This is a genomic window from Rhodovulum sp. HP10, from assembly GCF_047553435.1.
GTDB lineage: Bacteria > Pseudomonadota > Alphaproteobacteria > Rhodobacterales > Rhodobacteraceae > Rhodovulum.
The window spans coordinates 1,651,451-1,677,150 of the sequence record NZ_CP180201.1 but is presented as its reverse complement, the minus strand read 5'-3'; the positions used below and the strand labels follow the sequence as shown (position 1 = coordinate 1,677,150).

The window sequence follows — 25,700 nt, the reverse complement described above, 5'->3', positions numbered from 1 at the left end:
CCTTCCCATGTCTCTGCAATTCGACGACATCCGCCGCGCCCTGATCGGGGAGGGTACAGCCATTCCCGGTCCCTTCGGCCCCCGGGCCCTAATCTATGCCGATTACGTGGCCTCGGGCCGCGCGCTCGGCTTTGTCGAGGACGCGATCCGGCATCATGTGCTGCCTTATTACGGCAATACCCATACCGAGACCTCCTTCACCGGGCGGCGCACCACCGAGCTGCGCGAACTGGCGCGAGCCTCGGTGCGCGAGAGCATGGGCACCGATGACGGCCATGCCGTGATCTTCTGCGGCGCGGGCAGCACCGCGGCCGCCGACAAGCTGGTCCGGGCGCTGCAGATGGGCGTGCCGGCCGGCCGGCTCGGTCCCGATGCGGTGGTCTTCGTCGGCCCCTATGAACATCACTCCAACGATCTGCCCTGGCGCGAGAGCGGTGCGAAACTGGTGCGCATCCCGCTCGACGCGGCGGGCGCGCTCTGCCTCAGGACACTGGAGCGCGAGATCGCGGCCCATGCCGGGGCCGGGCTGCTTCTGGGCGCGTTTTCGGCGGCCTCGAACGTGACCGGCATCCGCACCGATATCGGTGCCGTCGCGCGGCTCTTGCATGCGGCGGGCGGCTGGTGCGTCATCGATTTCGCTGCCGCCGCGCCCTATATCGCGATCCGGATGGCCGAAAGCGCGCCCGGCGCGGGCGACCGGATCGACGCGGCGCTGGTCTCGCCGCACAAGTTTCCGGGCGGCCCCGGCGCCTCGGGCGTTCTGATTGCCGATTGCGCGCTTCTGGCCGCGGCGCGGCCGACCGTGGTCGGCGGCGGCACCGTCAGCTTCGTCAGTGCCGGCGGGCAATGCTATATCGACGGCGTCGAGCCGCGCGAAGAGGCGGGCACGCCCTCGATCGTCGGCAATATCCGCGCGGGCATGGTGATGGCGCTGAAGACCGAGCTGGGCGCCGAGGCCATCGAGACCCGCGAGGGCGAGCTGCGCGCGCGGCTCGAGGACGCACTGGCCGCCGCGCCGCGGATCGAGCTTCTGGGGCCGCGCAACGCGCCCCGGCTGGGGATCTTCTCGTTCAACATCCGGATCGGCGCGCGGCATCTGCATCACGGCTTCGTCGTGGCGCTGCTGAACGATCTCTTCGGTATCCAGGCCCGCGGCGGCTGTTCCTGCGCCGGTCCCTATGGCCACCATCTGCTGAAGATCGACGACGACCAGAGCCAGCTTTTCTCCGAGGCGGTGGCGCGCGGCCATACCGCATTCCGTCCGGGCTGGGTGCGGCTTGGCGTGAACTACTTCTTCTCGGACGCGGATATCGACCGGCTGGCCCAGGCGCTGGTCTTCATCGCGGAAAACGGGCTGGCGCTCTTGCCGCTTTACCGGCTCGATGTCGATCATGGCGTCTGGCGTGCCCGCGACGGCGCGCGCAGCCCCGCGCCCGAAAGCCTCGCCGCCCTCTGGACGCGGAGGCCCGACACCCCCGAGCCCCCCGATTTCGAGACCTGCCTTGCCGAGGCCGCGCGTCTGGCCCAAACCGGGCGGGCGCAGGCCGAAGCGGCTGCCGGAACCGATCTGGATGCCGATGACGAGGCCCTGCGCTGGTTCTGGCTGCCCGAGGAGGCCGCCGCCGCCCTGACCGACGAGGAGACCCCTGCATGACCGATCCCGTGACCTTCCCGCCCTCGCTCTGGGCCGATACCGCGCCCGGGCGCGTCCCGGCGCCGCCGCTGCAAGGTACGATCGAGGCCGATACGGTCATCATCGGCGGCGGCTTCACCGGGCTGTCGGCGGCGCTGCATCTGGCGCGCGAGGGCCGCAAGGTGGTGCTGCTGGAGGGCCGGGCGGTCGGCTGGGGCGCCTCGGGGCGCAACAATGGCCAGGTGATCCCGACCCTGACCGCGGCCGAGCCCGATGCCTGGGTCGCGCGTTTCGGCGAGACCGGGCGGCGCTTTGCCGAGCTGATCGGCGGCTCGGCCGGGCTTCTCTTCGACATCGTCCGCCGCGAGGGGCTGAAGGCCGAGGCCGAGCAGAGCGGCTGGTTCCAGCCCGCCCATTCGCCGGGCCGGGTCCGGCTCAGCGAGAAGCGGGTCGAGGCGTGGAAGCGGTTCGGTTTCGACGTGTCTCTGAAGGACGCGAAGCAGACCGCCGAGCTGCTGGGCACCGACTTCTGGCATGGCGGGATGTATGCGCCCACGGGCGGGCATATCAACCCGCTGGCGCTGGCCCGCGAACTGGCCCGCGCCGCCGAAGGCCATGGTGCGGTGATCCATGAACAAAGCCCGGTGAAATGGGTCGAGCGGCAGGGCGCCGAATGGGTTGCGGCGACCGCGACCGGCAAGGTCCGGGCGCGTGCCCTGATCCTCGCCAGCAACGCCTATACCGGCAAGCTGGCGGCGGGGCTTGCGCCGAAGATCGCGCGGAGTTTCATCCCGGTCCATTCCTGGCAGATGGCGACCGAGCCGCTGGGCGAGGATCTTCGCCGGAAGATCCTGCCGGGGCGGCAGGCCGTGTCGGATACGCGGGGCGATCTGCGCTTCTTCCGCTATGATGCGCGCAACCGGCTGATCACGGGGGCTGCCATCATCGCCGGGCTGAACGATGCCGCCCGGGCCGAGGCCAAGGCCGCGCGGAACCTGTCCGAGGCCTTCCCGGATCTCGGCCTGCCGAAGATGACCCATGTCTGGTCAGGGTATCTCTCGATGAACTGGGACCGTTTCCCCAAGGTCCATAATCTCGGCCCCGACGGCTGGGCCTGGGTCGGCTGCAACGGGCGCGGCGTGGCGCTGGGCACCGCGCTCGGGCGCGAGATGGCGCGCGCTGTCGCGGGCGAGGACCCGCGCGGGCTGGCGCTGCCGGTGACCGAGCCCCAGGCCTTCCCCTATCACGCCCTGCTGACCCGGATCGCGCCCGCCTATCTGGCGCTGTTGCGGCGCAAGGACCTCAAGGAACCCGAACTCTGAGCGAGGAGCCAGGAAAATGAAAGACCTACCCATCCTCGAACGTCGCCGTATCGAGGCGATGATCCTGAAACATGTCTTCGACGTGATCTCGGAACGCGCGGGCCGGGCCGAGGCCGAGGCGGTGATCGGCGAGACCTGCTCGCGTTCGGCCATCGAACAGGGCAAGGCGCTGGCTGCCGATCTCGACCATCCGCCGACGCTCGAGGATTTCGCGGCGATCATGCCGAACTGGACGAAGGAAGATGCGCTGTCCATCGAGCCGATCGAGACCTCGGCCGAGAAGATGGATTTCAACGTTACCCGCTGCCGCTATGCCGAGATGTATCGCGAGATGGGGCTGGGCGAGATCGGGCATCTGCTCTCGTGCAACCGCGATGGCGATTTCTGCATCGGCTACAACCCCGAGATCGAGATGACCCGCACCCAGACCATCATGAAAGGGGCGAGCCATTGCGATTTCCGTTACCGGATGAAGAAGGACTGAGGCATGGCCGTCGAGAACTGGGTCGCGAAACACATCCCCGAACTGGTGGCGTTTCGCCATGACATGCACCGCAATCCCGAGCTGCTTTACGACCTGCCCCGGACCTCGGCCCGGGTCGCCGAGGCGCTGCGCGCGGCGGGGGTGGACGAGGTGCATGAGGGCATCGGCCGGACCGGCGTCGTCGGCGTGATCCGCGGCCAGAGCAACGTCTCGGGGCGGACCATCGGACTGCGCTCGGACATGGACGCGCTGCCGATCCACGAGGAGACCGGCGCCGACTGGGCCTCGAGCGTGCCGGGCAGGATGCATGCCTGCGGCCATGACGGTCACATGACCATGCTTCTGGGCGCGGCGCGGCATCTGGCCGACAGCCGGGCCTTCGACGGCACCGTGATCGTGATCTTCCAGCCCGCCGAAGAGGGCGGCGCGGGCGCGAAGGCGATGATCGAGGACGGGCTGTTCGCGCGCTGGCCCTGCGACGAGGTCTACGGGATGCACAACCGCCCCGGCCTGCCGGTCGGACAGTTCACCATCGCGCCGGGCCCGATCATGGCCTCGGTCGACGAGATCCGGATCACCGTCGCCGGGCGCGGCGGCCATGCCGGGCGGCCGAATCTGTCGGTCGATCCGATGCCGGCGGCGGCGGCGGTCATCCAGGCGGTGCAGGCGATCATCGCGCGGACCGTCGATCCGATCGACAGCGCCACGATCTCGCTTTGCACCATCCAGGGCGGCAATGCCTTCAACGTGATCCCGGCCGAGGTGACGCTGACCGGGACGGTGCGGGCGCTGCGCGAGGAGGTTCGCGACCATATCGAGGCCCGCCTGGCCGAGACCGTGGCCGGTGTCGCGGCGGGGTTCGGTGCGACCGGAACGCTCGACTACATCCGCCATTACCCGGTGACGGTGAACCATGAGACCGAGACCGCGCTTGCGGCAGAGGCCGCGCGTTTGGTGGCCGGAGAGGCGGCCGTCACCACCGACATGCCGCCCACGCTCGGCGGTGAGGATTTCTCTTTCATGCTGAACGAGGTGCCGGGCGCGCTGATCAATATCGGCAACGGGCCGAGCCAGGGCCTGCACCACCCGCGCTACGATTTCGACGACGAGGCCATCGGCTGGGGCTGTTCCTACTGGACGACGCTGGTGCGTCAACGCCTGCCGCTCTGAGCCCGGCATCGTTGCGGGGCGGAGGCCTCCTCCGCCCCGTCTGCGGTTCCTCCCCCCCGAGGCCGAATCCCGAAGCCGAAGCCGAATCCCGGGGTCCGGGGACCCCGTTCAGACGTCGATCACGGCGCTGCGGTTGCGCAGCAGCAGGAAGCCGCCGACGAGGAAGCAGAAGGCCGCCACCCCGAGCGGGAAGCCGAGCACGACGTAATTGCCCTCGTAGACCGGATAGAACGCCTTGCGGGCTTCGCCGACGCAATGCACGATCGGGTTCCAGAACAGGATCTCGCGTGCGTCCCTGGGCAAGCTCTCATAGGTGAAGAACACCGCCGACAGGATGAAGAGCGGCCGGTTGATGATGTTCCAGACCCGTTGCCAGAGCGGCACGAAGGCGAAGATCACCGCGTTCAGCGTGCCGACCCCCAGCCCCAGCAGCGCTGCCGAGCCGATGGCGGCGAAGAGCGGGCCCAGTTGCAGCCGCACCGGGTCGTCGGTGATGACAAGCAGGGTCGAGAAGACCAGCACGCAGACGATGACGATGGTCAGGAACGAGAGGAAGAACCGTGCCAACACCGCGTCGAGCGGCGTCACGATCGGGAAATGCATCAGCGGCCGGTTCACCACGACCGAATTGCTGACCCCGCCCGCGATCTCGGAATAGGCGTGGAACGGGAGATAGCCGGTCGCGTAGAACAGGATGAAGCTTTCGCCCAGAGGCGGCGTGTGGATGAATTGCGAGAAGGCCAGGGCCAGGATCGCGATCATGCCGGCGGGCTCCAGCACCGCCCAGACATAGCCCCCCGGAGACCTGCCGTAGCGGGTGATCATCTCGCGGATCACCAATGCGCCGAAGACGCGCAGCGAGGGCAGGCGCCAGCCGGGACCGGGCCGTGGGTGGAACAGGGACATGCGACCTCCTCGACGAGGGTTGTTCACTCTGGCGTTGCGTCGCCGGAGCTTTCATCTACCATTACCCGCTCAATTCCGGTAGCTGGGCTGTACCGTGCAAATATCTTCCAATATCGAGGGTGGCCAGCGCGTCACCGGAGCGGTTTCCGACAAGGCGGAGACCCGGGCGCAGACCCGCCATCGGGTGATGCGGTTCGGATTTCTGGCAACGGTCGTCCTGCCGACCCTGCTGACCGCGCTTTACCTGTGGCTTTTCGCTGCCGACCAGTATCATTCCGAGGCGGCCTTCTCGGTCCGCTCCGAGGATTTCTCGAACCCGCTCGAGGCGCTCAGCGCCTTCACCCAGGTCGGGTCCTCCTCCTCGTCGGATTCGCAGATCCTTTACGATTTCATCCGCTCGCAGCCGCTGATCCAGAAGGTCGATGCCACGCTCGATCTGCGGGCGCTTTACGGCAAGCCCTCGCTCGATCCGGTCTTCTCGCTGGAAGACGATGCCTCGCGCGAGGACAAGCTCGATTACTGGCGGCGCATGGTGAAGGTCGCGGTCGATCCCTCGACCGGCGTGCTGTCGCTGCAGGTGCGCGCCTTCTCGCCCGAGGATGCCCAGAGCGTCGCCAAGGAGATCCTGACCGAAAGCGGTTTCATGGTCGACGATCTCAGCCGCATCGCGCGGCAGGATGCGATCCGCTTCGCGCTCGAGGATGTCGAGGAAGCCGAGGCGATGCTGCGCGAGATCCGCCGCAATGTGCGGGTGTTTCGGCTGGAGAACGACATCATCGACCCGACCGAGGTGGCCGAGTCGCAGATGGGGGTGATCGCGGCGCTGGAATCGCAGCTTGCAAGCGCGCTGGTCGAACGCGAGACCATCGCCGGATTCGCCGGTCAGGAGGATCAGCGCGTCAAGCGGATCGACCGCCGGATCGAGGCGGTGCGCAGCCAGATCGACCAGGAACGCCGCCGGATCGGCAAGTCGACCTCGGGGCCGACCTCGCTGGTCGACGTGATCGGCTCCTATGAGGAACTGCTGGTCGATCTCGAATTCGCGCAGCAGGCCTATACCGCCGCGCTCGCCTCGGCGGAACAGGCCCGCGCCGAGGCCCGCCGCACCAGCCGCTATCTGGCGGTACATATCCCGCCGACCCTGGCCGAGGACAGCATCTATCCGCAGCGCTGGCTGCTGATCCTGCTGGTCCTGATCTGTTCCCTGGCGGCCTATGCCACGGTGCTGCTGGTCTATTACAACATCCGCGACCGGGGCTGAGCCATGCTCGAATTCCGTGCCGTGGAAAAGGCCTTCCGGCTGCCGGGCGGCGGGCGCCGCCGGATCCTCAGCGGGCTGACGCTCGATCTGCCGCAAAAATACCGGGTGGCGGTCATCGGGCGCAACGGCGCGGGCAAGTCGACCTTCCTGCGGATGGTGGCGGGCACGCTCCAGCCCGATCAGGGCGAGATCCGGCGGCGGGGTCGGATCAGCTGGCCGATGGGCTTTTCAGGCGGCTTCCACCCGGCGCTGACCGGACGGCAGAATGCGCGCTTCGTGGCGCGGATCTATGGCGCCGACAGTGACGATCTGGTCGAGGAAGTGGAGGCCTTCTGCGATCTCGGACCCTATTTCGATGCCCGGCTGCAGACCTATTCCTCGGGCATGAAGGCGCGTCTGGCGCTTGGGGTCAGCCTCGCCACCAATTTCGACTGCTATCTGGTCGACGAGATCACCGCAGTCGGCGACGCGGCCTTTCGCAAGAAAGCGCAGCGCACCTTCGCCGAGCGGCTGGACCGGGTGCAGGTGATCATGGTCTCGCATTCCGAGGGGACGCTGCGCGACTACTGCAACTCGGCGCTGCTGTTGCAGGACGGCGATGGCTGGTTCTTCGAGGATCTCGAGGAGGGGCTTGCCGCCTATCGCAAGTCCATCGCGTCGTGAGGCCTGGGCCGGTCTTCGGCCAGCCCCGTTTCCTGGCCGGTCCGCAATCGCCGACGGCCGATCTCTATTTCGGTTTTTCCCTTGCCGGGGCCATCGCGGCGGGCCGGGTCCGGCAGCTGGCGCCGACGGTGTTTCTTGCGGGCGACACGCTGGTCGTCATGCGCCACCTCGCGGGGCTCGGCCTGCTGCCGCGCTATCGCCGCCTGATCTATCTGATCGATGACGACATCCTGGCCGGGATTCGGGACCGGGCCCTGCCGCGCGCCTATCGTGCCAAGCTCGCGGCGCTCGAACTGCCCGCCGCCCTGCGTTGCGGCGCTGCTGCCGAGGCGGTGGTCGCGACCAGTCCGGCGCTGGTCGCGCAATGGCGCGCCCGGCAGCCCGGAAAGGCCGTAATCGCGATCGCCCCGGCCTGGCCCGTGGCAGAGATGCCCGCGCCCCTGCAGGCAGCCCCGCTGCGGCGGATCGCGCTGATCATGGGGCGCAGCCATGCCCGCGACGCGGCTCCGCTCTGGGTGCCGCTGCTGGCGCTGCTCGACCGCCGGCCGGCGCTGGGCCTGACGGTTTCGGGCAATCTCGACCTGCCCGCCCCGGTCCGGAGCCATCCCCGCGTCGACATCCTGCCCGCCCGCGGCTGGGCCGACTATCTGGCCTGGCTGCGGAGCGCCCGGGCCGATATCGGGCTGGTGCCGCATTTCGCGGCGCGGGGCTTCAACGCCGCGCGCTCGGGCAGCAAGTTCGGCGAATACGCGATGACCGGTGCGGCGGTGCTGGGGGCCGAGGCCTGGGCCGAGGGACGTGCTGCTGCGGCGGCGGGCCGCTGTCTGGCCTTGCCGCCGGATCCGAAGGTCTGGATCGCCGCGATCGAGCGGCTGACAGAGGCGCCGGAGGAGGCCCGCGCCCTCGCGGCCCGCAACCGCTCTGCGCTGATCGCCGAGGATGCCTGCGGTCGCCAGCAGCGGCTCTGGTCCGATCTTCTGGGCATGGATCTCGTCGATCCCCGGGCTGTCGCCGCGGCACCGGGCTGAACCCCGGCGACAGTCCGCCCATTGCCCACAGGGGGGCGCCGCTGTGTGTGAGGGGCGACCCTTCCGGGGCGCAGGTCCGGCCTCGGGGCCGAGACCGGGGCTTCGGGACCGGGCGGTTATCCTTTGCGGAACGCGGCATATCCGCAGATGATGCGACAGGGCGCAGATGGGGGAGACAGAGATGCACCGTACGTTTTCAGGGCTTGGGGTGCTTTTCGTTGCCGGTTTCGGGCCGATCACCACGGATCCCGCGCGCAGCCGCGCGCTTTATGTCGAGACACTGGGCCTGCCGCTTAAGTCCCATGGCGAGAACGAGGATTATCTTCTGACCGAGGATGGCGCATTGAGCGGATGCCGACATTTCGCGCTCTGGCCGCTTGTGCAGGCCGCGCAATCCTGCTTCGGCCTCGACGAGTGGCCCGCCGATCTGCCGACGCCGCAGGCATGGCTGGAATTCGATGTCGAGAATATCGCCAAGGCCACCGAAGCGTTGCTGGCTCGGGGCTGTCAGCTTCTGGTCGCCAACAGGCAGGAGCCGTGGGGCCAGAAGGTGACGCGCTTTCTCAGCCCCGAGGGCCTGCTGCTGGCCGTCACCGAAACGCCATGGTTGCGCGATCCCTGAGGCGGCGACCGAATGTCCTGTGTGGCTGGCTCCCGCATAGCAAGATGTAAATGAGACTGCGTGTACCTTTTCAGAAGCGGTCTTGTGTCCGGCCTGTTTGTGCGGTTGGCACCGCTGGCCCTGATGGGATCCGCAGATCAGGTTCCTATCTGCTTTGCGGGCAATTTCGCCCGGGACATTCGGCGGAGCGTCCTGATCGTTGCGGCTGAAGGGTACACCATCACATCGTCGGTCTTGCTATCTCTCGAGCACTCGGCGGGCTACGCCGCGTGTGGTTTGCAGGGCGCGTCCCTGGTCAGAACGGCCCACATGATTCGTGCCGTCTTGTTTGCCATGGCCACGGTCGCGAGCCGGACTGGCTTTCTTTGCAACAGCTTCGTCAGCCATGGATCGGCGCGTTCCGGATGATTGGCGACCTGTCGCACGCGCGATGTCATTCCGACGACGATGAGCTGGCGCAGGTATCGGTCACCCATCTTGGTGATCTTTCCCAACCGCTCCTTACCGCCGCTGGAATGATTGCGCGGTGTCAGGCCAAGCTACGCCGCAAACTCTCGACCGCTCCGGAATTGGCGGCCCGACCCGATCGTAGCGGCCACGGCCGAGGCCGTGACGGGCCCGACGCCGGGAATGGTCTGCAGGAGTTGAGCCTGGCGGCTGAGACGGGCCTGAATGCGCATCGTGATCTCGTACCAGCCGAGGCGATTGTGCAGATCGACCAGCTGTCGGCTGAGGACCCGCAGGACGTCCCGGGCGAGCTCGGGCAACCCCGGCTGCTTGCCCTCGATGATCCCTTTCGCAAAATCGATGGCCCGCGCGACGCCCCGGGCGATGGCGATGCCGAACTCCGCGGCCAGGCTCCGGAGCATGTTGATCAACTGGGTGCGCTGTCGATCCACGAAGTCGCGTGCGCGGTGCAGAGACAAGAGCGCCTGCTGGTCCTCGGACTTGACCTCGACGAAACGCATCGTCGGCCGTGTCACGGCTTCGCAAATGGCTTCTGCATCAACGGCGTCGTACTTGCCCCGTTTCACGTAGGGTTTGACATACATCGGCGGCATCAGCCGGACAGTATGGCCGAGCTTCGCAAGCTCGCGGCCCCAGTGGTGGCTCGATGGGCAGGCTTCGATGCCGATGAGGCAGGGCGACAGTCATCCGAAGAACGCCAGCACCTGCGCCCGGCGCAAAGGTCGGTTGAAGGCAACCTCTCCGATCGCGGTAACTCCGTGGACATGAAAGATGTTCTTTGCCAGGTCGAGGCCGACAGTGCTAACTTGCATGGGGTGGCTCCTCTCAATTGCAGTTTCTGACACCTGCACTAAGGCGCATTGCGACGCCGGGGGCGGGAGCCATCCACCCCATCTGCTAAGGGCCGGGCCCGCCGACATCCCCGCCGGGAAAGCGTGGGCGGGGCGGTCCCCAGCAGGGAAACGCCTGCCCCTCTCCGCGGCCTGCGTTTCCACGGCCGTCGCAGGGGGGCGGCATCGTGATGTAAGGTCAGCTCGAGGTCGCGCATATTAGGTGACATCGATATCGCACGCGGGTGCTGTCGGGACGTTTGGAGCCCTGCGAGATCGTCCTCTGTCCGGCCAGAGGCCAGACAGAGCGTGGCCGTCTGTTCGCCGCCCCGGAAATGCGCCGGATCGAGTACCGGCAGCCGCGTCAGCACGCTGTCGGGCGCCCCGGTGCGGCCCATCGCGAGACTGGCGCGTGCCCGCAGATAAAGCCGCGATTTATCCGGTCCCTGGCACTTGAGCAGGCGCGTGCAGATCTGTTCGGTGCGCGTCCATTCGCCGAGTACGGCCACGATTTCGGAGCGGATGCGCTCCCGGTTGGGATGCCACGCCGCGCAATGCCGGAAGACGTGTCCGGAAAGGTCGCCGCGGCGGACCTTTTAGACCAGGCCGGGTTCCCGCTCTGCGGCGATCCGGCCGGTGGCCGCTGCAGCCGTAGCAGCAGCCGGTGGCCCCATGCGATCCAGAAGCGTCGGCGCCAGCGGGACGTCGGGCAGGAGCGCGAGCGCGGCTTCGGGATCGTCCAGTGCCTGCCAGGTGGAAAACCGGGCCTGAAGGATCCAGATCCGGCCGGGAACGCGGTCGGCGGTCTCTGCCTCCCCAGGTCTCGACGGTGTCGACGTGCCAGAGCCTGCGGGCCGCCGCACCCCGCAATGGCCGGGTATAGGCGCGGTCGGACGCGCGTGCGATCACCGCTTTGTACAGGTGGCAGCGCGGCTTCGGGGTCTTCGGCCAGCGCGTCTCGCACCAGCCTGGCTTTCCTCCTTCCGGAGGCCCGGGGCCGCCGCCGTTCCGGGCCCGGAGGAAAGACCGTGCCACCTGCCGGCGTCAGCCGATCAAGACACGCGGGACGAGAGCAGCTCGGCCATCAGCCTTTCGTCGAGAGAGACGAATTCGGCAAGCCGCGCGGCCGAGGCGTCGTGTTCGAACCGGTCAAGGAGCTTGGGCCAGCGCCGTTCGTCCGGGGCATGTTCGCCGGCATTGACGATCCGCCCGGCCAGTTCCACCGGCTTGCCGAACCGCACCGAAAGATCGGCTTCCAGCCGCTGCAGCCGGTTGACCTCGTAGATCCCCTGAAGCGCCGCCGCGCCCTGCGCCGCCAGGTCCAGCCGCTCGGCCGCAGTCAGCTTGCGCAGCCGCTGGCGTCCCCGCATCCGCCGCGTCGCCAGATAGGAAGTATAGAAATTGTCGTAGTGATCGCGCACGAAGTTCTGCCAGGCGGGCGTGCCGCCGAAGAAATAGTCGTCGGCCGAAAGCTCGAGCGCCGCGCGCTTGCCGGTATTCGCGGGATGCGCCAGAGCCTCGGGCGACAGTGCCCGGGCCTCTTTCTGCAGGAAGAAGTAGAAAGAGGCGATCCGTTCGCGCGGGTCGCGCAGCACGGTGAAGGCAAAGCGATCAGGCGGCAGGGTCTCGAGCTCGGTCCAGTCGATATGGCCGGAATAGAGATCGTAACCGGGCGGCAACTGCGATCCGTCCGGGCATTGGGTATGCACCCTGACCGGCGAGACATGCTCGGGGCCGCCCACCAGTGCCTCGAGCGTGGCATGGATGCCCTGACCCGCTGTCTTCGGAATATGCAGGAAGATGATCGGGCTCATGCTGCGCCGCTCCCGAGATCGATCACATCGGGCCGGAATTCGGGCGTGTCGGTCATCTGCAGCACGCCTTCGGCAAAGGCCGCGGGATCGGTCGCGTCGAGATGGGTCATCTGCCAGGGGGCGAAACGCCACCACTGCGCGCGCTGCATCAACTCGATCTGCTCGGGCGGCAGGCGGTATTTCTTGATCACGGCAGGGTTCCCCGCGACCACCGCATAGGGCGGCACGTCGCGCGCCACGACCGAACGCGCGGCCACGATGGCGCCGTCGCCGATGGTCACCCCGGCCCGGATCATGGCGCCATGGCCGATCCAGACATCGTTGCCGATGGTGGTGATCTTGGCCCTGGTCGGCGGTTTGCCATTGACGAAGCGGTAATCGTGATACTCGGCCGAGCCCGCGAAACCGTTGCCAAGTTCGAACACCCGGTCATGCAGGTAGAACATCGGGCTGGTCGAGGCCCAGGTCAGCGGATGGTCCTGACGGCCGATCTGCACCTCTTCGCCGAATGAGCAATAGCGCCCGATCCGCGCGGCGAAGCAATAGCCCGAGACCTGATAGGAGAAGGCGCCAAGCTCGATCGAGAACTCGTATTGCGTCCATTTCAGGCTGCAGGGCGCCTCGAGCCGGGTGCGGCGTGGCATCCTGAGCTTCGACGAGCCGCGCGGCAGAACCTCGACACCCTTGCCGGTCAGGTCTCCAATGGAAACGGTAACAGTACTCATCTGCTCTCCTGGCTGTTCTTGTCTTTGTCGGTTGTTCTGCCGGGCTCAGGCCGACAGTGCGGGCGGCATCGCGATGCCTGCGCCCAGATGCCGCCGCAGGTGGCGGTCGAGCGCCTCGCCCTCGCAGCCCAGCGGCAACAGATGGCCGTTGATCGCCGCCGCCGCCGCGCCGGCCTGCGCCCCGATGTCGTAGACGAAGACCGGCAGGCCGGTCGCGAGCGTTTCATGCGCGGCAAAGCAGAAGGTCTCGGGCCAGATCGACGGGATCAGCCAGCAGCCAATGCGGTATTTCTCGGCCAGATCGGCGATCTCGTCGCGCCCGTAGGCGCCGTGAACGCGGATGCGGCGATGGGCGAAGGCGGGGTCGATCTTGCCGATCACCACGATTCCGAGATCGGGTGCGGCTTTTTCGGCCAGATCGCGGAGGATGCCTGCGCCCTTGTTATGGCCGATGGCACCCAGCACACCCACTGTCAGCGAAGCGTCCCGTGGCGGGACGACCCGGCGCGGCAGGTGGTCGGGCCGGTGCGGCCGCAGCACGATCCGTCCGGCCAGCCCGGGCCAGACCCGGGCCAGGTGGTTGCGGCTGTCCTCGGAGAAGACGATCATCTCGTCGGCACGCTCCATCACCCTGCGCCAGCCCGCGCGCCATGTCGCGATTTCGGGGGGGCGCCTGCCCGAGGTGACGGCGAGCCGGGCATAGCAGGACTGACAGGTCTCGGGCCCGGGCAGGCCACAGAACCGGCCCTTGCTGCTGATCAGCGTGTAGGACGGACAAAGCGGCAGGAAGTCGTGGAACAGCACCGACAGCCGGTCGCCGGGCGCAAGCCAGGACAGCGCCTGCTGCATGAGCCCCAGCGGGTCCTCGGACGCGACGAGGTTGGAATAGATGAGATGCCGGGCGTCGAGACCGGCCAGCATCGCGGCCAGATCGGAGGCGTCCAGCAGGCCCCGGGTGACCCCTTCGCGGCAGTAAAGCTCGACCTGAAGCCGGTCGGTGCCGGGCGCGTCGCGCAGGACCAGCGCCGCGGCGTCTTCGACCAGTACCTCCTCGAGCCGGGCCTGCAGCCAAAGCTCGGAGCCGCCGCCCAGTCGGTGCGCCAGATAGATCCGGAGCGGCGCGCCGCGCCCGAGCATGCCGATCCCGACCGCGAGGCGCGGGCCGACCAGCGGGTCGCTGTCGCGGAATTGCTGCACCATCAGGTCGTAACCCGGATAGCGGTTCGAGATCAGCCGGTTGTTGGCACGCACACGCTCGGCCTTCTCGGCGCCGAACGAGCTGCCCGAACGGTGTTCGACGAAGAGATGCGCGGCGCAGACATGGCGCGCGCCCAGCGCTGCGGCCTTGCGGCACCAGTCGACCTCTTCTCCATAGCCGCGGCCGAAGGCGGTATCCAGCTCGGGCAGCAGGTCGAGCCAGTGCCGGGCCATCCCCATGCAGAAGCCCACGCCGACCGGCGCCTCGCAGAGTACCCGGCGCCAGTTCAGCCGGGCGGCCGCGCGATCGGCGGCCTCGGCTTCGCCCGGGCCCAGCGGCCGGGGCCGGCATTCGACCGGCACATCGAAGATCTCGGCATCGTTCGACAAGGGCGTCACCGAGGCGATCGAGGCATCGTCGAGGATCGGGGCCATCAGCCGGGTCAGCCAGCCCGGCGGCACCAGCGCATCGCTGTTGAGCAGCACGACATGGCCCCGCGCCTCGGCAAGGCCGCGATTGACGGTGCCGATGAAACCCAGATTCTGCTGATTGACCAGAAGCCGCGCCTGCGGATGGCGGCGGACGAAATCTTCCAGCAGCGGCCGCACCCTCGGGTCGGGCGAGGCGTCGTCGATCAGGATCAGCCGGTGCGGCTCGGGTGTGTTGGCGGCGATCCGCTCGAGGCAGAGCGTCAGCACCTCGACCGCGTTATAGACCGGCAGCACGATGTCGACGGGCTCGGTCAGGGGGGGCATCGGGCAGTCGCCGACAAGCTCCGTGCCTGCCTCGGGCATATGGTCCGCATCGACAAGCTGCGGCAGCAGCGCGCGTTCCAGCCGGTCGCCGGCGGCGCTGTCGCCCCGGAAGAAATAGCCGATGAGATCGGCATTGTGACGAAACGGGAACAGGATGAGGCTGAGCGCGGCGCGCAGGCCGCCGAAGGCGTAATCGCGGGCCCGAAACAGCGGCACCCGGATTTCCTGGCCACTTCGGACATCGTGCCAGGTCAGGAAGCGCATGCCCGGAAGATCGTGCCTGATCCTGCCTTCCGCATCGGGGGCCAGCAGCATCGTCGCGGCCTCGGAGCCGACCCGCGCGATGCGCGCGGCACCTGCCGAGATCCGGATGACGCCGTCTGCAGTCTGCAGATCCAGCTGACCCGGGCGATCATGGTCGAATGGCAGCGCGATGCCCTTCCGGCGCCCGCGCATCCGCATCCAGAAAAATGTCTTGAGTACCCGCCGCGTGGCCGCGAGCCGTGAGGTCGTCATGTCAGCCCGTCTTCGTTCAGCAGTCTCCCCGTGGTAGCTGATGGCCATGGCCAAGGCAACTCACGGGAGGGGGAGCCGTCGCGTCGCTGGCGACGATCCGCACAAGCAAGCGTTGCTTTGGCAATTGAATTGAAACCTCCTGGGCGAACGTGTATGAATTAATCGAAATAGGAAAGTTTGTTTACGGGCACGTGTTCCGGGTTTCCTGTATGTGTCGCCTTCTCGTGCGATGTTGAATTCCCTGTTATCGAGTGAGCCTTTGACCGAGAGGCGAATGATCCGGCGATAGCCCGCAAGGGATCGACCATGGTTTCACCGATCGGACGAGTCGGCGCGGCGCTGCGCAATTCGAAAGTCATTCGTGCGATCGCCCGCGATTTCGATGCCCGCTGGTATCTGACCCAATACCCCGATGTCGCCGAAACAGGAATGAAGCCGTTGGTGCATTACGTGCGCTACGGTGCCCGGGAAGGCCGCAATCCCCGTCCCGATTTCGACGGGATGAGCTATCTTGAGATCAATCCCGATGTCCGCGATGCAGGCCTGAACCCGTTCTATCACTGGGTCAGGTTCGGCCGCGCCGAGGGCCGCGTCATCTCGCATGACCCTGGCAATGAGGGCAGTTCGTCCGGCGAGATGCCGGTGCTGAAATTCTCCGGCCTGTTCACGCCGCTCGATTGTATCGCGGCCTCGCAGCTGCGGCGGCTCGACCTGACCAGGCTGCCCGATACGCTGATGGGGCGCGGCTTTCCCTACGGGATCGCGCCCGGCCCGGTGAGCTATCCGCTTGTGCTGTTCTGCGATGGCACGGGCGATGTACCGGCCGATCGCATCCAGCAGGCGCTGGCGCTGACCACCGGCACGGTCCATGTGCTGAGCCCGAGTGCCGGGCGGCGCCGGGGCAAGGGGCGCGACCGGCTGCGATACTGGAACCGCACCGCCGATGCCGCACTTGCCGATCTGAAGGCCGTGCTGAAGGGGCTCGATGGTGAATTCGTGGGGCTGTGGGAGGTCGCCTTCTCGCCCGCGATCTCGGCCTGGCATTTCCTCGGGGCGGCCTTGCGGCACGATCCCGTGCTTGCCCATGCCGGGGCCTCGTTGGTCCGGGGCGACGGTCGGCTCTGGCGCTCCGGCTTCCGGGTGCGGGCAGGCCAGGAGGGCCTTGTGGCGCTGGGGCGCGATGCCCATTTCCTCGATCCGTTCCAGTTCCGGCTGAAACCCTCGGCGATGCTCGATCCGGGCTTCGGCCTCGCCCGGGTCGAGGCGTTGCGCGATGCCGCGGCCCGGGTCCGGGGCAAGGACGGGCCTCGCATGACCGAGGCCATCGCCCGGCTCGCGGCCCCGCTGGCAGGGTCCGGCCGACCGGTCTTCGCGGTGCAGGGCTGCGCCCTGGTCCTGTCGGATGACGAGCCCTCCGAGCCGCCGGAACCGGCGAAAGCCGATGACGGCAGGTTGCCGAACAATCCCGGGCCGGCCGACGCCGTGATCTTCGTCGACAGCGTGCCGCCGATGCCCGATCAGGATGCCGGTTCGGTCACCGCGTCGAACTTTATCGACATCTTTCTCGAGCGCGGCGCCGAGGTGGTGTTCTACAGCACCGCCCGGCGGATGTGGGACAACCCCTATGCGCTGGCGCTGGCGGCGCGCGGCGTGGTCTGCCTGACCGATCCGGTGGTGCGCAACTATGCCCAGGCCTGCGAGCATATCGCCGCCGCGGGATATGACCGGCTCTCCTTCCTGCTGACCCGGATCTATGCCGGCGGCGAATTCGTCGAGCGGACCCGCGCCCGGTTTCCGCAGGCGCGGCTGGTCTTCAACACCGTCGATCTGCACGGCCTGCGCGAGTTGCGCGAGGCGCGGATCGCCGGAAGCACCGCGCGTGCCTTCGCGGCCCAGACCACCTTCGCCCGCGAACGCGACATCATTCAGCGTTGCGATGCGACGATCCTTCTGTCCGAGGCCGAGATGAACGAGCTTTCGCCGACGCTCGGCCATGCCAATCTGCACCTGATCCCGATGGTCAACGAGTTCAGCCCGCCCAGGGCGGGATACAGCCAGCGCCGGGGGCTGATGTTCATCGGCGGTTTTGCGCATCATCCCAATATCGACGCGGTCGAATACATTCTCGATGAGCTCTGGACGCCGATCCGGGCCCGCGATCCAGAGATGGTGCTGAAGATCGTCGGACCGCATTTCCCCGCGCGGCTGCGGGACCGCCTGCCCGAAGGGGTCGAGGCGCTGGGCTTCGTGCCCGATCTGGGCGCGGCCCTCGAACAGGTGCGGCTGAGCCTGGCGCCGCTGCGCTACGGGGCGGGCATCAAGGGCAAGATCGGCACCAGCCTCTCTCATGGCGTGCCCTGCGTCGCGACCTCGCTGGCGGCCGAGGGCATGGGATTGCAGTCCGGTCGCGACATCCTCGTCGCCGATACCCCCGAGGCCTTTGCCGAGGCCGTTCTCAGCCTTCATGGAGACGAGATGCTCTGGACCCGAATGAGCCGCGCCGGATACGATTTCTGCGAGGCCCGCTATTCGCGTCGCGCGGTCGCGGCGAAACTGAATGCGCTGCTCGACGAGGTCTCGGCATGAAGGACGGGACCATGGCCGCTCCGTATCTTCGTGTCGTCCCCGAGACCGGGGCCGGGACCGGGACTGCGCTGCGCTTCTTCACCATCTGTGCCCGGAATTTCCTGCCGGGGGCGCGGATCCTCTGCGACAGCGTGCGTCGCGCCCATCCCGACGCGGTTTTCACCGTCTATCTCTGCGATCGCGACATGGGCTACGACCCCGAGGCGCTGGGGATGACTGTCGCGCCGCTGGAGGTGCTGGGCATTCCCGCGCTCGAGCGGATGATCCGGACCTACAACATCACCGAGCTCTGCACCGCGATCAAACCCTACTGCTTCCTGAGGGAATTCTCCCAGAGCCGGGCAGATGCGGCAGAGCAGGCGCCCCATGTGGTCTATCTCGATCCCGATATCGAGCTTTTCAGCCCGCTCATCGAGGTCGCCGGGGCTCTCGATGCGGGCGCTTCGGCGGTGCTGACGCCGCATGTCCTGAAACCGGCCGAACGCGCCGAGTTCGAGGACGACCATTTCCTGCGCTACGGGATCTACAATCTCGGCTTCATTGCGCTTCGCGCGACCGAGGCAGTGGCCGATGTGGTCCGCTGGTGGGCGCGGCGGATGGTCGACCAGTGCATCATCGACCTGCCGCGCGGTATCTTCGTCGACCAGAAATGGATGGATCTGCTGCCGGGCTTTCTCGACAATGTCCATGTGCTGCGCCATCCGGGCTACAATGTCGCCTACTGGAACCTGCACGAACGCCGGATCCACGGCCCCGACAGCGCGCTGCAATGCAACGGCCAGCCGCTCCGCTTCGTGCATTACAGCGGTATCATCCTCGAGGATGTCGAGCAGCTGTCGCGCCATAGCGGCATGTTCTACATCTCGAACTCGTTCGGTTACGGGCCGCTGGTCCGGCGCTACCGCGCAAGGCTGACGGCGCCCGAGAACCGGCGGCTCAGGCAGATGCCCTATGCCTTCTTCTGGAACGGCGCGGCGGGCAGCAATGAGCACACGCCCGGCGATGGCGGGGCGACCTCATGGAGCAGGCCCGAGTCCTTCCTGCTCGCGCGGCAGGCCTTCACCATGGAGCAGTATCTCGGCTTTCTGACGGCCGAGACCCGCGAGATCGAGAGCCGCCGCACGACCGAGGCCGCTCTGACACCCAGGGACGGCCGCGAGGCGTTCGAGTTTCCGGGCTATTGCGCGGTTTGCGGCGGCCACCATCCGATGGTGACCAGCTTTCTCTACAGCGGCGCGACCGATGCCGAGGGCATCCCCGTTCCGAACTGGCGCGAGCATGTCGCCTGCCGCTCCTGCGGCCTGCCCAACCGCGTGCGCGCCTCGGTTCACCTGTTCCTGCAGGAATTCGATCCGGCGCCGGACAGCCGGATCTACATCACCGAACAGAAAACCGTGCTTTACGATGTGCTGGCCCGCCGGTTCTCCCGGCTGACCGGCAGCGAGTATTTCGGCAACCGGGTGCCGAAGGGCGGCATGTTCGAGGGGGTCCGGAACGAGAATTTCGAGGCGCTGAGCTTCCAGTCCGAAAGCTTCGATTTCCTGCTCAGCTTCGACGTGCTCGAACATGTGCCGCATCCCGAGCGCGCCTTCGCCGAGGCATTCCGGGTGCTCGAACCGGGCGGCACCCTGATCTTCAGCGTGCCCGCACATCTCGACCGCTATCCCAGCACGATCCGTGCCGAGCTCGCGTCCGACGGCCGCATCGTCCATCACCTGCCCGCCGAGATCCACGGCAACCCGGTCGACGAAGAGGGCGGCGCGCTGTGCTTCCGCCATTTCGGCTGGGACGTGATGGACATGCTGCGCGAGGCCGGGTTCCGGCGGCCCTTCATCTTTCATTACTGGTCGCGCGAATTCGGCTATCTCGGCCCCGGTCAGGCCCTGTTCGTGGCCGAGAAGCCCAGATGAGCGGTGCTGGCACGCGGGTCTGCGCCGTGACCGGCCCCGGCGGTTTCGTCGGCGGCCATCTCGTTCCGGTCCTGGCCGTGCGGGGCTGGCAGACCGTGCCGATGGGGCGCGCCGCCGCCGATTTCTCGGATCCCGGGGCGCTGGCCGCCTGGCTTGCCGGTCATGGCGTCACCGATCTGGTGCATCTGGCCGCGGAATCGAACCCCGCAGGCGGCGATCCCCGCGCCTTCTACGAGACCAACGCCTTCCTGACCGAGCGGCTGTTGCAGGCCGCCGCGACGGCCGGGCTGCCGGGCCGGTTCCTGCTGGTCAGCGCCACCAGCGTCTATGGCGACAGCGGGCCCGCGCCCCAGCGCGAGACCGACCCGAAACAGCCGCCCAACCATTACGGGGCCTCTAAGCTTTTGGCCGAGGTCTTCGCGGGCTGGTATCGCGACCGGCTCGACATCACGATCGCGCGGCCCTCGAACTGCATGGGGGCGGGGCAGAACCCGCGCTATCTGGTGCCGAAGCTGGTCCGGGCCTTTGCCGAGCGCGCCCCCGAGATCGCCATGGGCGACACCGCCATCGCCCGCGATTTCGTCGATATCCGCGATGCCGCCGATATTCTGGCCCGCGCGCTCGATGCCCCCGCGCGCAGCCTCGACGCGGTCAATGTCTCAAGCGGGCGGGCCACGGCCATTGCCGAGATCCTGGAAACCCTGACCCGGATCAGCGGCCACGCCCCCGAGATCCGCCGCGACGAACGCTTCATCCGCACGGGCGACATGCGGTTTCAGGCTTGCGACACCGCCCGGGCCCGGCGCCTCGGCCATGTGCCGCGCTATCGGCTGGCCGACACCCTGAGCTGGATGCTCGCCGCCGCCCCTTCCGTTCCGGAACCAGTCGAGACGAGGTTGCCCTGAATGCCCAAGCGCGCGCTGATAACCGGGATCACCGGAATGGTCGGCTCTCACCTGACCGATTTCCTGCTGGCCGAGACCGACTGGGACATCACCGGCATGGCCCGCTGGCGCAGTCCGATGGACAACATCGCCCATCTGACCGACCGCATCAACCAGCGCGACCGGCTGCGCCTCGTGCATGGCGATCTGCGCGACTCGCTTTCGCTGCTGCACGCGGTCGAGGAGGCCCGGCCTGACTATGTCTTCCACCTGGCCGCGCAGTCCTATCCAAAGACCTCGTTCGATGCGCCGCTCGAGACCTATGACACCAATGTCGAGGGCACCTCGCGCCTTCTGGAAGCGATCAAGCGGACGGTGCCCGGGGCGGTCGTGCATGTCTGCGCCTCTTCCGAGGTCTTCGGCCGGGTCCCGCGCGACAAGCTGCCCATCGACGAGGAATGCACCTTCCACCCGGCCTCGCCCTACGCGATCTCGAAGGTGGGCACCGATCTCATCGGCCGGTTCTACGGCGAGGCCTATGGCATGAAGGTGATGACGACGCGGATGTTCACCCATACCGGGCCGCGCCGGGGCGATGTCTTCGCGGAATCGTCCTTCGCCAAGCAGATCGCGCTGATCGAGGCCAATGCCATTCCGCCGGTGATCCGGGTCGGCAATCTCGACAGCCTGCGCACCTTCGCCGATGTGCGCGACGCGGTGCGGGCCTATTACATGCTGGTGACGGTGAAGCCCCTGCCCGCTGCCTATTACAATATCGGCGGCGAGCATACCTGCACCATCCGCGAGATGCTGGAGCATCTGATCGGCCTCTCGTCGGCGCGCGACAGCATCCGGGTCGAGACCGATCCCGAGCGCCTGCGCCCGATCGATGCCGACCTGCAGGTGCCCGACACCGCCAAGTTCCGCGCCCATACCGGCTGGGCGCCCGAAATTCCCTTCGAGACGACGATGCGCGACCTCCTGGACTACTGGCGCGGCCGCGTGGCCGAGGGCGCGGTCCGGCTGGTGCGGTAGCAAGAAACGGGAGGCTGAGGAAATGAAGTCAGCATTGATATGCCCCGGGCCGGGAAAGTCGGGAACGACATTACTGGACTTCCTGTTTCATAACATAAAGCACTGCTACGGGCCGCGCGAAGGAAAGGAGTATTCCTTCTTCGCGAAGGATCGCGATTTCCCCTATGAGAATGTCTTCGACGTCGACGGGAATGATGCCGGTGCCCTGAGGTTCGAATTCAGTCCGGGCTACACGACAGTCCTCGACCCTTCCTGGCACAAGAACATTGTGGAGAGAATCCGGAAGAGCGTCGAAAACCCGTTCGTGGTTTTCACCATCCGCGAACCCGTGTCGCGCAGCATGTCGGCTTACCATCATTTTCTTCAGCCCTATTCAAGATTCGGGCAGGAGCGGCATTCGGCGGAAGCGCGTTGCCTGTCGGATCCCTATCGCAAGACTTTCGATGAGGCTGTCCGATCCGATCAGCTGATCGGCTGCCTCTTGTCGGACATCGTGGGCTTTTATGTCGACAGCTTCGGCCGGGATAATGTCATGTTCTTCTTTCTCGAGGAGGACGCGGCAGCCTTCGATCGCTTTTACGATTTCGTTTTCGACCGGACCGGCTTTGATGCACCGAACACGCGCCGCGGTGCGGAAATTCCCAGGGTTTCCAACGGCAGGGGGCATCCGCGATATTATTATGCGCGGGATGAGAATGTCTGCATTCGCAACAGCGCGGGGGACGAGGCGTATCTGCCGGCCGGACAGTTCTATATCTGCAATGATCGCGGGCATGAGATCATAAAGGACATGGATCCTGCAACCGCCGCCGCCTGCATGGAGGCGCAGAAGCTCTGGACCCGCGAATTCAGTGCCGGTTACCAGTCCGATCTTTTCGACGACCTGTTCCGCGCGGATTTCCAGAAGCTGTCGGAGTACTGGGTGCCGGGCAGCTATGCCGGAACGATCCCCGATTATTTCAACTGGACCTACAGGGACAGGGTCGTTCCCCTGGCCGAGCCGGATTTCGACCTGCTGAAAAATGCTTCGCTTTCGACCATATGAGAGAAAAATGACCCGACGCGCGATCCTGCATATCGGCCGGCACAAGACCGGGACCACCGGGCTCCAGCTTTTCCTTGAAAGCCGCGGGGCAGAGCTGGAAAAGGCCGGGTTCTGCTATCCCCGGTCGGGGCGCGATCTGTCGCCCGGCCAGTCCCGCGAGGACCAGTGCGCGCATCATGGCCTGGCCCGCAGTCTGATGGGACCGCGCGACATCGTGCGACAGCGGCTGATGGCCCTGCGTCCGGCCTTTCTCGACGAGGTCAGGAACGCCCATACCGTGATCCTCAGCAGCGAGGGGTTCCAGAATGTCGCGCATCTGGACCTTCTTGCCGAGTTTCTGGACGGGTTCGAGATCGAGACGATCTGCTATCTGCGCGAATATCTCGCCTATGTGACCAGTTCCTATGCCCAGGAAATCAAGGGCTCTGGGCTGGCCACCGATTTCACCTTCTTCGAGGAACGTTTCGGTCTCGGCCTGCCCGGTTTCATGATGATCTGGGGGCAGGTCGCCCGGCGTTGCAAATGGCGGCTTTATGATCGCGCGAGGCTGATCGAGGGCAATGTGATCGCGGATTTCGTTGCCACGGCGGGTTTGCCTTTGCAACCGCCGCAGAACGCGTCCGAGTCGAACCTGACGATCTCGGGCAATCTGCTCGGTTTCAAGCTGCTGCTGAACATGCTGGGGCTGCATATGCGCGAATTCGGAGCGCCGATGAATGATCTGGCAATGGCGCATGCACGTTTCCGCGGGCCGATCCACGTGGATCTTCCCACGCAACAACGGATGCGGGGGAGCAATTCCTGCAACCGGACCTTGAGAGATCTTTTCGGCGAGGTTCCGGAAGTCGATTTCGAGGCAGGGAACCGGATCTTCGATCTCACCAGCCTGGAACAGGACATGCAAACGATCCTGCCGAAATTCGCAGAGTTCGATCGGGTCGCCAGCCATCCGCTGATCGCGGCTCTGGCCAGGGGGCAAATCAGTGTTTTCGACCATGTGAGATGAGAATGACCCGACGCATGATCCTGCATATCGGCCGATACGAGACCGGGACCACCGGGCTTCGGCTTTGCCCTGAAAACCGCAGGGCAGGGTTGTCCGGCGTAGGGGGCTGCAATCCGGTGGCGGGGTGCAGTCGATCGGCGGGAAACAGGCGTGCGCAGGCAGGACAGCGCGATCCGGCGCGCCGCCTGAACGGCCCGCGCGGGCAGCTTCGCCAGAAGCTCGCGGCGCTGCGTCCCGCCTTTCGGGACGGGGTCGCGGAGGCGCATGCCCTGATCCTCAGCAGCGAGGGGTTTCGGACTGTCCCGCATCCGGACCTGCGTGCCGGCGGGGCTGACGGGGTCGGGATCGAGACGATCTGTTCCCGGCGCGAGGACCTGACCAATCTGGCCCATCTGGCCCGGTCCGATGCCCGGACCGTCAAGGCCAGCGCGCTTTCCAGCGATTTCTCCGATCCCGAAAGCCATTCCGCCTTCGACATTGCCGTCTTCGTCGCGCGGGGGAAGGCCAATTCCCGTCGCTCGGCCCGGGGCCCTTGCGACCGCGGCCGCCCGATCGACGGTGACGTGATCGCGGATTTCATCGCCATTGCGGACTTGCCGCTGGCGCCCGGCCTGCCGGCCATGGACCCGAGCCTGTCGGTTTCGGAAACCCTTCCGGCATTCAGGCTGATCGCGAACATGCCTGCGCCGGACCAAGATGTGCCGATGCTGGCCCTGCCGCAGGCCCCTGCGCGTCGTCGCGGCCGGATCGATCCGGATCGGGACAGGACAGAGCGGCCGCGGCGCAAAACCTCCCGGAACCGGGTCCTGCGCGACATGTTCGGCGCGGGTCGCGAAATCGGGCCGGAAACAGATAGCCGCATCCTCGATCCGGCCGGTTTCGAACGGGGCCTGACCACGATCCCGGCGGAGTTCTCCGGCTTCACCGGGAGTGTGGGCCATCCGCCTGTCCCGGCCTCGGCCCGCGGGGCGGCGCTTTCGGAAGGATGCGAGGCATGATCCTGAACAGACGCCGAAAAGCCGCCTTTGCCGCCGATGCCGTTGTCCAGGCCGCGCCGGTCGTCCTGGTGCATTACCACGTCTACAAGAATGCGGGCACCAGCGTCGATCTTGCGATCCGCAATGCCGTCGGTGACGGGAATTTCATCGAGCTGGACAAGGATCGGCGGTTTTGCAGGGCGCCCGCCTTCAACGCGGCGCTGGTCCGGCAGGTGCTGCGCGCCCATCCCGGCATGCGCGGCTTTTCCTGCCATACCTTCGTGCCGACCGTGCACAGATGTGCCGGGATCACGGCCCTGCCCATCGTGTTCCTGCGCCATCCGCTGTTGCGGCTGGCCTCGGTCTACCGCTTCGAGGCGATCTCGAAGGCGCACAGGGACACGCCGGTCGGGAAAATGGCACGAAGCGTGGGCTTCCCCGAATGGCTTGCGGGCTTCATCGGCATGTATAACGGCAAGAACTACCAGACCTGCGTCCTGTCGATGGCGGAAGACGGCAGCCACAGCCCCTTCACCAACGATCATCCCCGCCATATCGGCGATATCCGTGTCGCGACCGAGCGGCTCGACGAGATCGACTCCCTGACCGGGGTCGGCATCGTCGAGGATTTCGAGGCCTCGGCCGCCCGGATCGAGGCGAATGTCGCGCGCCATGTCCCCGGTTTCCGGCTGTCCGGTGCCTTGGCCAACCAGACCCGGCCGGTCGAGGACTGGCGAGAGGAACTGGCCGCGCTCGAACGTTCGCTTCCGGCCGATCTGCTGGCCCGCACGGTGATGGCCAACGCCTCGGATTACGCCCTTTACGACCGCTACCGCTGAGACCCTCCGCAACGCCTTCGGGC

Annotated in this window: 20 protein-coding genes and 1 pseudogene; 16 read left to right on the top strand and 5 right to left on the bottom strand. The window is 66.8% G+C overall.

Features of this window, described 5'->3' with window-relative positions; all coding sequences use genetic code 11:
* The first annotated feature begins 7 nt into the window (after positions 1-7).
* From ACK8CO_RS07700 to ACK8CO_RS07685, 4 genes are read left to right on the top strand one after another with little or no spacing between them, the layout of a single operon-like run.
* The gene (locus ACK8CO_RS07700; RefSeq protein ID WP_414898734.1) at positions 8-1,654 is read left to right on the top strand and encodes an aminotransferase class V-fold PLP-dependent enzyme; all 1,647 of its coding nucleotides are present in this window, start codon (positions 8-10) and stop codon (positions 1,652-1,654) included.
* Positions 1,651-2,955 (top strand): NAD(P)/FAD-dependent oxidoreductase, encoded by a 1,305-nt coding sequence (locus ACK8CO_RS07695; protein WP_414898733.1) that lies wholly within the window; start codon positions 1,651-1,653, stop codon positions 2,953-2,955. Before ACK8CO_RS07700 ends, ACK8CO_RS07695 begins: the two co-directional genes overlap by 4 nt.
* A gap of 16 nt (positions 2,956-2,971) precedes the next feature.
* The gene (locus ACK8CO_RS07690; protein ID WP_080615043.1) at positions 2,972-3,439 is read left to right on the top strand and encodes an L-2-amino-thiazoline-4-carboxylic acid hydrolase; all 468 of its coding nucleotides are present in this window, start codon (positions 2,972-2,974) and stop codon (positions 3,437-3,439) included.
* 3 nt (positions 3,440-3,442) lie between these two features.
* Entirely contained in the window at positions 3,443-4,609 is a 1,167-nt protein-coding gene (locus tag ACK8CO_RS07685) for a M20 aminoacylase family protein (protein ID WP_414898732.1), read from the top strand.
* Positions 4,610-4,717: 108 nt separating this feature from the next.
* On the opposite strand, the gene ACK8CO_RS07680 is transcribed toward ACK8CO_RS07685, so the two are convergent.
* On the bottom strand, positions 4,718-5,515 hold the full coding sequence (locus ACK8CO_RS07680; protein ID WP_080615045.1) for an ABC transporter permease: 798 nt from the start codon (positions 5,513-5,515) through the stop codon (positions 4,718-4,720).
* A 94-nt stretch (positions 5,516-5,609) separates the two neighbouring features.
* On the opposite strand from ACK8CO_RS07680, the gene ACK8CO_RS07675 reads away from it, so the two are divergent.
* The 4 genes from ACK8CO_RS07675 to ACK8CO_RS07660 all read left to right on the top strand — a co-directional run bounded on the left by ACK8CO_RS07675 (position 5,610) and on the right by ACK8CO_RS07660 (position 9,089).
* Positions 5,610-6,776, top strand: coding sequence for a hypothetical protein (locus tag ACK8CO_RS07675; RefSeq protein WP_414898731.1), 1,167 nt, complete (start codon positions 5,610-5,612; stop codon positions 6,774-6,776).
* A gap of 3 nt (positions 6,777-6,779) precedes the next feature.
* Positions 6,780-7,439, top strand: a complete 660-nt coding sequence (locus ACK8CO_RS07670; RefSeq protein ID WP_080615047.1) for an ABC transporter ATP-binding protein — start codon at positions 6,780-6,782, stop codon at positions 7,437-7,439.
* Positions 7,436-8,467 carry a hypothetical protein gene (locus ACK8CO_RS07665; RefSeq protein WP_414898730.1) on the top strand — a complete coding sequence of 344 codons (1,032 nt, stop codon included), beginning with the start codon at positions 7,436-7,438 and terminating at the stop codon, positions 8,465-8,467. The genes ACK8CO_RS07670 and ACK8CO_RS07665 overlap by 4 nt, the downstream gene beginning before the upstream one ends.
* 181 nt (positions 8,468-8,648) lie before the next feature.
* Positions 8,649-9,089 carry a VOC family protein gene (locus ACK8CO_RS07660; protein WP_414898729.1) on the top strand — a complete coding sequence of 147 codons (441 nt, stop codon included), beginning with the start codon at positions 8,649-8,651 and terminating at the stop codon, positions 9,087-9,089.
* A 260-nt stretch (positions 9,090-9,349) separates the two neighbouring features.
* Here the strand turns inward: ACK8CO_RS07660 and ACK8CO_RS07655 are convergent.
* The 4 genes and pseudogenes from ACK8CO_RS07655 to ACK8CO_RS07640 form a co-directional block, all read right to left on the bottom strand.
* Positions 9,350-10,369, bottom strand: a pseudogene (locus tag ACK8CO_RS07655) (IS110 family transposase).
* Between the two features lie 1,070 nt (positions 10,370-11,439).
* Positions 11,440-12,201 (bottom strand): hypothetical protein, encoded by a 762-nt coding sequence (locus ACK8CO_RS07650; RefSeq protein WP_414898728.1) that lies wholly within the window; start codon positions 12,199-12,201, stop codon positions 11,440-11,442.
* A complete protein-coding gene (locus tag ACK8CO_RS07645; protein WP_080615051.1) occupies positions 12,198-12,926 on the bottom strand; it encodes a CatB-related O-acetyltransferase in 729 nt (242 codons plus the stop codon). Before ACK8CO_RS07645 ends, ACK8CO_RS07650 begins: the two co-directional genes overlap by 4 nt.
* Before the next feature lie 45 nt (positions 12,927-12,971).
* Positions 12,972-15,395 carry a glycosyltransferase gene (locus ACK8CO_RS07640; RefSeq protein WP_414898727.1) on the bottom strand — a complete coding sequence of 808 codons (2,424 nt, stop codon included), beginning with the start codon at positions 15,393-15,395 and terminating at the stop codon, positions 12,972-12,974.
* 306 nt (positions 15,396-15,701) lie between these two features.
* Here ACK8CO_RS07640 and ACK8CO_RS07635 point away from each other — a divergent pair, with 306 nt between their 5' ends.
* The 8 genes from ACK8CO_RS07635 to ACK8CO_RS07600 are packed head-to-tail and all read left to right on the top strand — an operon-like array spanning position 15,702 to position 25,677.
* Positions 15,702-17,981 (top strand): glycosyltransferase, encoded by a 2,280-nt coding sequence (locus ACK8CO_RS07635; protein WP_414898726.1) that lies wholly within the window; start codon positions 15,702-15,704, stop codon positions 17,979-17,981.
* Complete coding sequence (locus tag ACK8CO_RS07630) at positions 17,978-19,891, top strand: methyltransferase domain-containing protein (protein WP_414898725.1); 1,914 nt, start codon at positions 17,978-17,980, stop codon at positions 19,889-19,891. The genes ACK8CO_RS07635 and ACK8CO_RS07630 overlap by 4 nt, the downstream gene beginning before the upstream one ends.
* The gene (locus ACK8CO_RS07625; RefSeq protein WP_414898724.1) at positions 19,888-20,796 is read left to right on the top strand and encodes an NAD-dependent epimerase/dehydratase family protein; all 909 of its coding nucleotides are present in this window, start codon (positions 19,888-19,890) and stop codon (positions 20,794-20,796) included. The genes ACK8CO_RS07630 and ACK8CO_RS07625 overlap by 4 nt, the downstream gene beginning before the upstream one ends.
* A complete protein-coding gene (locus ACK8CO_RS07620; RefSeq protein ID WP_414898723.1) occupies positions 20,797-21,810 on the top strand; it encodes a GDP-mannose 4,6-dehydratase in 1,014 nt (337 codons plus the stop codon).
* Between the two features lie 22 nt (positions 21,811-21,832).
* Entirely contained in the window at positions 21,833-22,855 is a 1,023-nt protein-coding gene (locus ACK8CO_RS07615) for a hypothetical protein (protein WP_414898722.1), read from the top strand.
* Between the two features lie 7 nt (positions 22,856-22,862).
* Positions 22,863-23,861, top strand: a complete 999-nt coding sequence (locus ACK8CO_RS07610) for a hypothetical protein (protein ID WP_414898721.1) — start codon at positions 22,863-22,865, stop codon at positions 23,859-23,861.
* A 2-nt stretch (positions 23,862-23,863) separates the two neighbouring features.
* Positions 23,864-24,859, top strand: a complete 996-nt coding sequence (locus ACK8CO_RS07605; RefSeq protein WP_414898720.1) for a hypothetical protein — start codon at positions 23,864-23,866, stop codon at positions 24,857-24,859.
* Positions 24,856-25,677, top strand: a complete 822-nt coding sequence (locus tag ACK8CO_RS07600; protein ID WP_080615060.1) for a hypothetical protein — start codon at positions 24,856-24,858, stop codon at positions 25,675-25,677. The genes ACK8CO_RS07605 and ACK8CO_RS07600 overlap by 4 nt, the downstream gene beginning before the upstream one ends.
* Positions 25,678-25,700 lie beyond the last annotated feature (23 nt).